The sequence below is a fragment of the Paenibacillus sp. CB74 genome (assembly GCF_055687625.1).
Window position 1 is genome coordinate 6,630,074 of sequence record NZ_CM146009.1, and the last position, 12,821, is coordinate 6,642,894.

7 protein-coding genes are annotated in these 12,821 nt (G+C 47.4%); 6 read left to right on the plus strand and 1 reads right to left on the minus strand.

The genetic code is table 11. The features are described from left to right. Window positions 1-117 precede the first annotated feature (117 nt). On the minus strand, window positions 118-2,931 hold the full coding sequence (locus ACX9NY_RS29285) for an endo-beta-N-acetylglucosaminidase (RefSeq protein WP_472476501.1): 2,814 nt from the start codon (window positions 2,929-2,931) through the stop codon (window positions 118-120). Between the two features lie 439 nt (window positions 2,932-3,370). Here ACX9NY_RS29285 and ACX9NY_RS29290 point away from each other — a divergent pair, with 439 nt between their 5' ends. From ACX9NY_RS29290 to ACX9NY_RS29315, 6 genes are all read left to right on the plus strand, one after another. Beyond that, entirely contained in the window at window positions 3,371-5,200 is a 1,830-nt protein-coding gene (locus tag ACX9NY_RS29290; RefSeq protein ID WP_472476503.1) for a sensor histidine kinase, read from the plus strand. A gap of 1 nt (window position 5,201) precedes the next feature. Then, window positions 5,202-6,722, plus strand: coding sequence for a response regulator transcription factor (locus ACX9NY_RS29295; protein ID WP_339257208.1), 1,521 nt, complete (start codon window positions 5,202-5,204; stop codon window positions 6,720-6,722). A 280-nt stretch (window positions 6,723-7,002) separates the two neighbouring features. After that, a complete protein-coding gene (locus ACX9NY_RS29300; protein ID WP_124117530.1) occupies window positions 7,003-8,475 on the plus strand; it encodes an ABC transporter substrate-binding protein in 1,473 nt (490 codons plus the stop codon). A gap of 77 nt (window positions 8,476-8,552) precedes the next feature. Continuing rightward, the gene (locus tag ACX9NY_RS29305; RefSeq protein WP_339237455.1) at window positions 8,553-9,482 is read left to right on the plus strand and encodes an ABC transporter permease; all 930 of its coding nucleotides are present in this window, start codon (window positions 8,553-8,555) and stop codon (window positions 9,480-9,482) included. Window positions 9,483-9,505: 23 nt separating this feature from the next. Continuing rightward, entirely contained in the window at window positions 9,506-10,426 is a 921-nt protein-coding gene (locus ACX9NY_RS29310; RefSeq protein WP_062837930.1) for a carbohydrate ABC transporter permease, read from the plus strand. Between the two features lie 36 nt (window positions 10,427-10,462). Beyond that, complete coding sequence (locus tag ACX9NY_RS29315; protein ID WP_472479443.1) at window positions 10,463-12,817, plus strand: glycoside hydrolase family 3 N-terminal domain-containing protein; 2,355 nt, start codon at window positions 10,463-10,465, stop codon at window positions 12,815-12,817. Window positions 12,818-12,821: the final 4 nt, after the last annotated feature.

Here is a 12,821-nt window from a genome sequence, read left to right on the forward strand (position 1 = left end):
CTGAATGTTCAGCAGGTGGATGCGTTCCTATAGGAACAAACAGCCCTTCAACTTCCTTTGGGAAGTGAAGGGCTGTACGTATTTCAACCAGCATACTGGAATACACGAAAATTATATTTATCTCAAAATCGTAGTGGCTTGATTGCCCGCATAATCCTCAATAACTAGCTTCAAAGAGCTGCTGGACGCTGGTGTGAAGGTCAGTTCACTCAGCTTTGTTCTTCCCCGAATGATATACGGGAATTTCTGCGAAACGTAAGTGACGCCGAACTCGCGTGCTACCCCATTTTCATATACATAGATCTTGTACCAGTCCTCCAGATCCGGCAGGGCAAGCGTGTACTTCCCATCTTTTACCGTGACCTTATCCTTGGCGTATGGTGTAATCTGAAGATCTGCGAGCTGTCCGGTATGGGTAACCGGATTCTGCCCGCCAATGGCGATATTCAGTACATAATGTTCACCGTTGGTTGGAAGTTCGGTCAGAACGGCAGATGATTTTCCTTTTTTGACCTGAAGCGACTTGGTGAAGGGTTTATTGGTGTATTCGGTTTCTAGTGTGAGTTGGATAGACTCATTGCCTTTACCCTTGTCTTTATCCTTATCCTTATCCGTATTCTTATCTTTGTCTTTCCCTGTATCTTTTGCTTTCTTCGGGTGGTCCCAGCTTACAATGGCATCGCCATTCTTTTTGAATTTCACATCAATATTCTGAACGGCTGCATTCAGATCATAAGGCAGGACGGTTGCTTCACTTTCGGTACCATCTGCACCAACAGCACGTATGGACAGTTCTCCAGAAGGCTGTTTTAGCGATTTAATATAAAAAGTGGAATCATACACGCCGCCAACATAGGCACCATTTTCATACAAATTGTATTGTTTGACCTCTGAATAGTCCTTCATGTCCCATGCGACAACCAGTTCATTGGTGTTGGTCAGTGCTTTGGCAATATGGAATCCGGTCGGTGCATCCGGCACAGCCGCTGAACCGTCGAACATGCGGATCTCACCAATATTCATTTGATAGTTCTCAATTGCTGCACCATTCGGGTCAAAGGACAATCCCATGGCAGCAATGGTCTTGCCTTGATAGGCACTCAAATCCAGTGTAGCTGTCTTCCAGCCTTCCGTATGCTGACCTGACTGAGGCACTTCTACGTTGACCACGTTAGATGGATCATCTTCAAAGACTAACCCAACATGCAGGGAGGAAGCATCGCTGATGGATGGTTTGTTATACGTCAGTTCCAATTTGGATTGTCCGTTGACGGACAGGTCGGTCTTGTACAAGCGCAGGAAGTTCTCCGCGTTCAATGTACCGTTCACCACAAGAGAGCTGCCGCCCTGGAATGCGCCAATGGAATCGTAGTTGTACCTTGCGCCTTTCTCATAAGATGGGCCATAATCAAAATCGACACTCAGTTTGTCGCCTTCGCTATCCATCCACCATTGCCAAGTGACGGGGATATCCTGAATGTTGATATTGGACCATTCCTTGTCGTTCGAGACAGCGCCGTCTTCATAATATTTCAGACCGTGACCTGTATTGAAGCTTGTCGCAAAATTCGAGCCATTGATGACGGATCGCTCGGTAAGATATGCAGCAATCCCATCCCAGTTTGCGCCGGAAGCATACACATCCGACAGATTGGCAGAAGCGTTACGACGCGCATCCGTAGGGTCCTGATTTGGACCAGACCACCAAGCACGATCGCGCACAAAGGTCATCCATTGATACTGATCCTCCGCACGATGATTCGTACTCCCATCGCCCATCTCTTCATCCAGGGCATTGTGGGTGAAATCTGCACCCAGCGTCGCGATACTATTCATGGGCTGACCGTTCTCATCCAGATTGTGGCGCAGGTCGTAGGATTGCTTCCAGCGGCCGAATCTGTCATGACCACCTTCAACACCTGCAAATACGGTTTCCAGTGGATCAAGTCCCAGACTGAGGGCATGGTCGCGGGAATCGCGTAGCATCTTGTGGTTCCATACGTAGTTCAGGAAGATGGAATCCGAGACTCTGCCGAGAACGGAATCCTCTACAAAGGGGCTATTAAGGCCGTTAAATTGGTTTTGGTATTGAATCTTGCCTGTTGTATTGATGGTGGAATCATACCACTGAACGTACAGGCCTTTATCTCTTAGATATTTCATGAATTTCTTGTAGGAAGCGATATCCTCAGGGGCTACACCCCGGGCAACCTCTTCCTGATTGAAGAAGTATCCATCGTAGTTGTAGTATTCTGCCATCTCGGCAAGTTTCTCGGCTACAGGGAAATTGCCGTTTTCATCCTGAATCAGCATTTGTTTATAGGTTTGTGGCCCACGGTCATTGTCCGAGAAAAAGATGTTGGCAATGGATTTGACGCCATTTTTGTGAGCTGCGTTGGTATAGGCCGGATTCGGGATATTCAAAATGCCAAACTCGAAGTATTTCTCCGTCCACTCCTTACTGGGATCGTATAATTCCTCCGGCACTCCGGCAGAAGCCATGCCATGCCAATAGCTGTAGTAGTCTGTATACTGCCAATAATTAAAGAGATATTGGCTGAATTCATTGGTATAAGGTGTGCTATCGAAGAATGCATTGCCGTAATCGCCACTCATCGTAAATAGCTGGGTGTCTGGACTAAGCTCAGGATAAGCTTGCGTGGCAGCGAACGGTTCATTACGGGGCTGCAAGGGGACATGGGCACGAAGCAGATCACCATGGATGTCACTTTCAGGTGTCCAGTTCAGAATCTGGGCTGAGGTATACCCGTGCTGATAGGGCTGATTCACCCCTTTGGCGCTTTCACCTGTGTAAGGGAGCGTGTCTCCTGCATAAACGGATGATGCAACAACTTGTCCAAGCAATGCCGTAGTCAGTACCATGGCAGTGACCTTGGGAATGATGCCTTTCGGTTTGAGTTTGCGTGTCATGATGTTCCTCCTTCAAGTGGAATGAATGGTTGGCATTCTTTTACACAAAGCTAAACTTATGGTTAACGATAGTGGATGAAAGCGTTTTTAAATAGGGTGAAATTAAAGAAACGCGAGTACAAACTAAAGAAAAGTTACAGGTGACAAGTTAATGTCAGAAGCCGGGTGATATAATTCTATATAAGTTAAACTAATTTTTTACACGATAACGGAGAGGACAGAAGAAACCTGAAAAAGCGAAGCTAAAAGCTTTCTGCAAGAAAGCTACTTCGGAAGCATAAGCTTCGCCTTTATCACCGGATTTTCCCTTGGAAAAAAGGAATCAAAAAATCTGGGGATAACAGCGATTGGAAGGTTATTCTGTCATCGTAGTGTCAGTGTAAATATCTTTAGTTCAACTTATATAGTCAGGAAAACAGCATCGGAGGGAACATGCGACTTGAAAATTGTTAGCGTTTACAATAATTTCTTCAAAAATAATATGTTTATGAAAATGCTCCTGACCTTCTCGATGATATCGATTGTCACGATCATTACATTGTCTTATATCATCTTTCTAACGGTGTCCGACTCCACGATTCGCCGGGAACTGGCGATCCAGAAAGCAGCGATGGAACATGTGGATCGTTATATTCATCAGCAGTATGAATCGGTGCAAAACATGGTGAGGGACATGCATCAGAATGAGGCACTCTCCGCCAACATTACGTATCTGATGAACCACTCCTACGCTGAATATGTGCAGCACATGACGAATGGATATTACGCCAATCAGGACGACTATTCGGCCGATGTGTTGAAACATTTTCAGAACATTATGGATCGTAATTCGCAGATTAACCAACTCATGTTGTATAGCGCTGAGCAGCAGGATCTGTCTGCCTTTAATCAACACAAGCAGTTCCGCAAGCTGGACACCAATGTAGCTCATTCCTATATACCGGACGTGATGGCGATGGAAACGCCCAATATCAGTGCACCCAATTACTGGATTCGCAAAGAGATCAATCAATGGGACCCTGCGCTCTATTCCATCCGCGTACCGATTAATAATACACAGACGCTTCGTAATCTGGGGCAGTTTCTGGTGTTTTTTGACTCGGAGGGAATCGGGAATGCACTGGATAACTACGAGAGTAACCTGAAGGGAGAAATCGTGGTGTTATCGGCCAGAGGAACAGTCCTGTTCGACTCCAACAATCAGTATTACGGGAAAAAGTACCCTTACGTGAATGTGGCCGATTCCCTGTTTGATCAGACGGATATGGATTCGATGAAAAAGGAGCAGAACATGTATGTGAACAAGTTTGTCTCCGCGGATCAGGGTTATGTGGTTATAGGTACTGTTCCGGTGGAAGAGATGGCTGAGACCTATGCGGGGATTCGCAATACCATCATCTCCATCAGTATCGTGTGTATTCTGTTTGCCGTGTTGGTTCCGGCGTTTTTCATTATTAACTTTGCCAAACGAACCCGTCGAATCATTCGCTTTACCCAAAAAGTAAAATACGGCAACCTGACGGCTCGCATCGACGATGCGCGTGATGATGAACTGGGGCAGATCTCGCATAGCTTCAATGACATGCTGGATGAGCTGAATCTGTACATTGAACGCGTCTACAAAGCCGAGATCAAACAGAAGGAGACCGAACTGGTCGCGTTACAGGCGCGTATCAATCCTCACTTTCTCTACAATACGCTTGAAGTGATTCGAATGAGGGCCATATCCCAGGGAGCGAGAGATGTCGGCGAGATGATCTATAGCCTATCCGTATTGTTCAAGAGCCTGGTACAGCAGAAGAAGAATTACACGCTGAAGGATGAGATGGAAGCTTGCCGCTTGTATCTGGAGTTATTCCGAATCCGCTACAAGGATATTTTCATATATACGATCCAGATCGATGCTGCTTATTATCAACACCCTGTGGTGAAACTTTCGCTGCAACCCATTATTGAAAATTATGTCGTGCACGGCATTCAGACGGAACGTTCGGATAACCGATTATCGATTGTTGTGGAAGAGACGGATAATGTGATGCAGGTGGAGATCAAAGATAATGGCAAAGGCATTGATCCTGCACGCCTGACGGAAATCCTTGAAGAACTGGAACGTCCAGAAGAGTCGGGTCAGATGTTCGGACTGCGCAGTGTTCATAGTCGATTGCGCTTTCTGTATGGGCCAGAGTTCGGTATCACCATAGAGAGCACCCTCGGTGAGGGAACACGGATCAGGGTGCGTTATCCACATACAGAAGGGACGGGAGTTTAACATGTACAAGGTGTTTATTGTAGACGATGAGCCGTTCATCATTGAAGGGTTATACGATATTGTGGATTGGTCTTCATTTGGTATGGAAATTGTGAGCCATGCAGGTAATGGGCAGGCAGCGTTACAAGCGCTCTCCTCTCAGCCTGTGGACATCCTGATCACGGATATATCCATGCCACTCATGAATGGTCTTGACCTGATTCGGGAAGCAAGGCGAGTGCAACCTGAGATGAAAGTCATTATCCTGAGTGGTTTCAATGAGTTCGAATATCTGAAGGAAGGCATGCAGCTGGGGATCGAAAACTATTTGCTCAAACCGATTAATGTGGAGGAATTGGAATCCACGCTTAGGAATACAGCGTCCAAGCTGGATCATACAGTGACACCTCAAACCGATGATGCGTATGGCATTCAGATTCTGAAAGATAACATTCTTCATCGATGGCTTACGGGACAGATTGCAGCTACCGAATTTGAGGAACGTGCCCGGTTTATGAACCTTTCTCTAGAAGCCTCGGATGTGGCTGTCGCTATATTGCGTGACAAAGACAAAGGGCAAACATTCGGCATGTTTGAACGTGTGGAGGAGATGCTGAAGGACAAGTCCCATCTGAATGTCTTTCATGACATCGATGGTGATCTCGTCATTGTTGCCAATGTCGAGGGTAACGAGGATGAGGAACAGAAGTTAATGGATGGTCTTCGGGCTTTATCCGATGCCATCTCAGTAACACATCCTGCGGTACGTATTGGGGCGGGCAGGTTGATGAAGGGGATATACCATGCGCCGGCCAGTTATGAAGAGGCAAAAAAGGCGCTCCAATACGTGATGATCTATCCCGATCTGAAAGTCATCGACCATGCCATCCTGGATCGTTGCGGCAACTCGGCAGCGTCCTTCTTCATTGACTGGAGGGATTACACGAAACTGATTCTGTCCCGGAATACAGAACAACTTGCGGAGCGGATTCGTATGGATTTTGAACAGCATCGCAATGGACTTACGCCTGGGGAGTTACAGAATACCGCATTGGAAGTGGTGATTCGCTTCAAAATGGAACTGGAGAGCATCAAACACTCGGATGAGTCTGCCATATACCAACAAGGGCTTCAACTTGTGCTGGACAGTGGCACTTTTGATGAACTCGTGCGGGCGCTTCAGCAAGTTGCGGCGCAGACGATTCAATCCCTATTGCAGGATATGAAGAATCCAATTGTGAACCAAGTCCTTCAGCATATCGACAAACACTACGCAGAAGAACTTTCCCTGAAGCTGCTGGGTGCCCACTATCATCTGCATCCGGTGTATTTGGGACAGTTGTTTCATAAGGAGACTGGAGAAACGTTTGCCGAATACATCAATAAATACCGGATTGAACGTGCGAAGGAACAGCTGCGGAATACCAATCTGAAGGTACATGAGATCGCCCGAAATGTGGGGTATTGGGAGACAGGGTATTTCTATAAACAGTTCCGCAAATATGTGGGAATTTCACCGACGGATTTCAAGGTGTTTGGTTAATTTGGTGACCGGTAGATTCAACTGTACGGACGGAGATCCAAGAGACATATCGGGAACAGGAATGGCAGCATGAAGATCATGCCGTACGTTACCCGGCATGTCTCTTTCATGTAAGCGATTTATTTAAATAGGTACAAAATAGTCGTCCAAGGACGATTTCTCTTTAATTTGTACCTCGAAAACTTAAGTTTATCTTCTTTTTGTAAATGCTTTCATTCGATAAGGTTAAAGCAGTTAGTAAGTAGTGCCTAAGGGAACACGAAAAGGGAGGATCAAAGAAATGAGTAAACAAAGAAAACGCTTCTCACTCGTTCTTGCATTGTTAATGGCCGTTACACTTGTTCTTAGTGCCTGTGGAGGAAGCAAAGATGCTTCGGAATCCGGGGGAGCTGGAGACGACGCGGTAGAGTTGATCTGGTATACCATCGGTACCCCTCAGAAAGACGTCAACAAAGTGATGGAAGAAGTGAGCAAGTATACCAAAGAGAAAATTAATGCCACGGTAACGATGAAGATGGTTGACTGGGGTGACTACCCACAGAAGATGCAGGTTAACGTAGCCTCCGGTGAGCCAATGGACATTCTGTTCACCTCTTCCGGTGGATTCGATTATGTACAAAATGCCAGAAAAGGTGCATTCCTTGAACTGGATGACCTGCTTGCTGAATACGGTCAGGATCTCACCAAGACCATTGATCCTGCATTCCTGAGCGGTTCGAAGGTAGACGGACACAATTACGGAATTCCAGCCAACAAAGAGCTGCCTCAACAAGAGGTATGGCGCTTTAACCAAATGCTGGTTGATAAATACAAGCTGGACACCTCTGGTGTCCGTACGTTAGACAGTCTGGAGCCTTTGCTGAAAACGATCAAGGAAAACGAGGCAAGTGTAACACCTTTTGCCATGGATAAAAACTATGTTCCTTACGTGCCGTATGACTATGTCATTCAGAATCTGCCGATGGCAATCAAGCTGGATACAACGGACTATAAGCTCGTGAACATATTGGAAACACCTGAAATGAAAGAAGCACTTACGACGATGCACAAATATTACAAAGCCGGTTATGTATCGGCAGAAGCAGCTACAACAGGTTCCACGAACGACCTGACAACATCGGGCAACTGGTTCCTGGATCGTGCACAGACACAGCCGCTCGCGGACAACCAATGGTCTGCAAGTTACGGTTATCAAGTTGTTTCAACACCTGCAAGTGAAGCGATTATAACGAATACATCTGTACAAGGTTCCATTATGGCGATCTCGGCTAACTCGGAATATCCAGAAAAAGCGATGGAGTTCCTGAACCTGCTGAATACAGATCCTGTGCTGCGCAATATGGTGGACTCCGGTATCGAGGGCACACACTACAAAAAAGTGGATGACACGCATATGGAAAATCTGCCTGAATCGAAAAACTACGATATGCCTTCATACTCCCTTGGGAATAACATGCTGCTCTATCTGAACAGCAATGACCCGGACAACAAATGGGATGAGTTCAAGAAGTTTAACGCTGAAGGTACCAATTCCCCGATCCTCAGCTTTAACTTTGATTCAAGCAATGTATCTGCCGAACTGACGGCGGTACAGAACGTGAAAGAGCAGTATTGGGCAGCACTGATGACAGGTACACTGGACCCGGCAGCCAATCTGGATCAAGTGATTGAGAAGTTCAATCAAGCCGGACTGGAGAAAGTAATGGCGGAAGCCCAAAGCCAGCTGGATGCCTGGAGAGCGGAAAACAAGTAAGAGTACATCGTAAGGATCGGGCGGCTGCTTATCGCGTCCGGTCCTTTTTCATTCAAGCCTGAAGGAGGAACTCCACAATGACTACATTTTTGAAAAACCTGATTAGAAACCGGGTCATGCTGTTCATGGTGCTGCCAGGCGCCATCTGGTTCTTCTTCTTCTCCTACTTGCCTCTTGTGGGTACAGTGGCTGCCTTTAAGGAATATCGGTTCAGCCGTGAAGGGTTCTGGGCAAGTCTGATGAAGAGCGAATGGGTAGGCTGGGACAATTTCAAATTCCTGTTCAGCACAAGTGACGCATGGCTTATTACACGCAACACCCTCTTTTATAACATCGCCATTATCTTCCTGGGACTGGTATTCGCTGTGGCATTGGCAATCCTGCTCTCGGAACTGGTTAATAAACGACTCGCCAAACTGTATCAAACTGGCATGTTTCTGCCGTATTTTCTATCCTGGGTTATCGTTGGTTACTTCGCTTTCAGCTTCTTGAGCATGGACCGCGGGATGTTGAATCAGATTATTGGCTGGTTCGGGATGGAACCGATTCAGTGGTACTCCGAGGCAAAATATTGGCCGTATATTCTCGTATTCGTAGCGTTATGGAAAACGATTGGTTATAGCAGCGTTGTCTATCTGGCTTCCATTCTGGGGATTGATAAATCTCTCTATGAAGCAGCCATGATCGATGGGGCAAGCAAATGGCAGCAAATTCGCAATATTACGATTCCTTTATTATCACCCATCATTACAATCATGACCTTGCTGGCCGTAGGCCGCATTTTCTATGCCGACTTTGGACTGTTCTATCAGGTGCCAAGGGATTCAGGTACGCTCTATTCCGTTACGAATGTTATTGATACGTATGTATACCGTGGTTTGAAAACGAGTGGTGAGATTGGCATGAGCACAGCTGCGGGATTGTATCAATCCGTCGTGGGCTTTGTACTCGTTATTATTTCCAACTATGTTGTGCGCAAAGTAGATAAAGACAGCAGCCTATTCTAGAACAGGGAAAGGAGTGAACCACCATGGCTCAAGCAGGGCTTGTTAAAAAACGCGACTTCCACCACGTATCCAGCGGCTGGAACGTAATCATGAACATCATCGCCGGTCTATTCGCTCTGATCTGTGTATTTCCTTTTATATTTGTAGTCATCATCTCGTTTACGGACGAGAAAGCACTGGCCCGTGATGGATATCGTCTGATTCCGGCAGAATGGAGTCTGGCGGCATATCAGTTTGTCTGGCAGAGCGGGGACACGCTGCTGCGGGCGTATGGAGTTACCATTTTGGTGACGGTACTTGGTACCATCATCAGTCTGATTCTCATGTCGCTATATGCGTATGCGATTTCACGCAAGAGCTTCAGATATCGGAGATTTTTCTCCATCTTTGCGATTCTGACCATGTTGTTTAACGGCGGGATGATTCCAACCTATATGGTTGTATCCCAGCTGCTTGGACTGAAAGATACGTTATGGGCACTGATTCTGCCCCTGGCGATGAATGCCTTCTACATCATGATCCTGCGTACATTCTACTCCACCAGTGTGCCGGATGCAGTCATTGAATCGGCGAAAATTGATGGTGCCGGAGAATTCTATACCTTTATGAAAATCGTAATTCCACTCTCCTTGCCGGGACTGGCAACCATCGGGTTGTTCAGTACACTTGGTTACTGGAATGATTGGTTCAATGCGCTGTTGTACATCGATAATCCCAATCTGGTGCCGCTGCAATCCATGCTGATGCGGATTGAGTCGAGCATCCAGTTCATCCAGCAGAACTCTGCTAACAGTTCGATGAGTCTGGCAGCCATGCAGTCCATTCCGCAGGATACGTCCCGAATGGCGATGGTTGTGCTTGCCACGTTGCCAATTATATTCGCTTATCCGTTCTTCCAGCGTTATTTTGTACAGGGTCTGACGGTGGGCGCGGTCAAAGAATAAACGGATCTTGCTATAGGATTGGAGAGATGCAGATTGATGACTTACAAGGACCAAAGCAAATCCGTAGAGGAACGGGTACAACACCTGCTGAGCCTGATGACTACGGAAGAAAAGGTAGGCCAACTTACGCAGCCATTTGGCTGGCAGACCTATACGAATGATCAGGGGAACATCACATTAAATGAATCCTTTAAGCAGCAAGTGGAGAATGGCGGCATTGGCTCCCTCTATGGAGCACTTCGGGCAGATCCCTGGACTGGCGTTACACTGGAAAATGGACTATCTGCCAGAGAAGGCGCTGAGGCGGTTAACCTGATTCAACGTTATGCGGTAGAGCATTCCAGACTGGGCATTCCCATCCTGATTGGGGAGGAGTGCTCACATGGTCATATGGCCATTGACGGGACGGTCTATCCCGTTCCCCTTTTACTGGGGAGCACATGGAATGTGGATCTATATCGGGAGATGTGTCAGGCAGTAGCGCGGGAGACACGTGCTCAAGGCGGTGCGGTCACCTATTCTCCGGTACTGGATGTTGTGCGTGATCCGCGCTGGGGGCGTACGGAGGAATGTTTCGGTGAAGATCCGTTTCTCATTGGAGAACTGGCAGTTGCTTCCGTGGAAGGACTTCAAGGTGAAAGTCTGGATCGGGACGATGCAGTTGCTGCTACGTTAAAACATTTTGTCGGTTACGGCAGCTCGGAAGGTGGACGCAATGCAGGGCCTGTACATATGGGCTGGCGTGAACTGCTGGAAGTGGATCTGTATCCATTCCGTAAAGCTGTAGAAGCAGGTGCAGCTTCCATCATGCCGGCGTATAACGAAATTGATGGCACACCTTGTACGGTAAATACCGAACTGCTGGAAGATGTTTTGCGTAAAGATTGGGGCTTTGATGGTCTGGTTATTACGGATTGTGGCGCGATCAACATGTTGGCTAGTGGGCATGATGTCGCGACGGATGGACTGGATGCATCGGTGCAGGCGATTGAGGCAGGCATCGATATGGAAATGTCCGGTGAGATGTTCGGGCAATATCTGGTGCAGGCGGTGGCAGAAGGCAAGCTTGATGTGCAGGTTCTGGATCAGGCTGTCTCTCGCGTGCTGGCGTTGAAGTTCAGACTGGGCTTATTCGAACAGCCTTATGTGGATGCTGATCGGGCAGCAGAAGTGATTGGCAGTGAACAGCATATTCAGCTCGCACGCCAGTTGGCTGCGGAGGGTGTTGTACTTCTCAAAAATGAGGCCGACACGCTACCTTTATCGATAGGAAATTTGGGCCGAATTGCCGTCATTGGCCCCAATGCCGATCAGGCCTACAATCAGCTGGGGGATTACACGTCTCCGCAACCGAAGTCAAAAGTGGCGACGGTACTGGATGGCATTCGCAGTAAGCTGGCTAATCGTATGGATGTGCAAACGGAGAAGAGTTCTGTTGGTTTTGTGACTGATGGCAGCAGTGTAGATCAGGTTCTCTATGCACCAGGATGCCGGATTAAAGGTGATTCAAAAGAAGGATTTGAGCGGGCTATCGAAGTTGCCAGTCAGGCAGATACCGTCATTATGGTGGTTGGTGGCTCCAGTGCGCGTGACTTTGGAGAAGGAACAATCGATCTGAAGACGGGCGCTTCCAATGTATCGGATCACTCATGGAACGATATGGAGTGCGGTGAAGGAATCGACCGAATGACGCTGGGTCTTGCCGGAGTGCAGTTGGAACTCATTCAGGAGATTCACAAGCTCGGCAAAAAGCTTGTCGTTGTCTATATTAATGGTCGTCCCATCACGGAACCTTGGGTGGATGAACATGCCGATGCAATTCTGGAGGCGTGGTATCCGGGTCAAGAGGGCGGGCATGCCATTGCAGATATTCTATTCGGTGATGTGAATCCGTCAGGCAAATTGACGATCTCCATTCCGAAGCATGTCGGCCAATTACCGATCTATTACAACGGCAAACGTTCCCGAGGCAAGCGTTACCTCGAAGAGGATTTGGAGCCACGTTATGCATTTGGGTACGGACTGAGTTATACCACATTCGAGTACAGTGAACCGCAGCTGAGTGATGCATCCATGACAGCGGGGGATTCAGTCACGGTGTCTGTGAATGTGACCAACACCGGCCCTTATGCAGGTGCAGAAGTTGTACAGATGTACATCTCGGACGTGGTTAGCTCACTGACTCGTCCTGCCAAGGAACTGAAGGGGTTTGCGAAAGTGAACCTGGAGCCTGAAGAGACACAGACCGTGGAATTCCGAATTGGAGCGGAGCAGTTGCAGTATATTGGTCGTGATTTGAAGCCTGTCGTTGAACCAGGACAATTCCATATTCATATCGGCAGCAGCGTAAATGATACGCAAATGGCCGAACTGACTATAAGGGAGGCGTAAGACT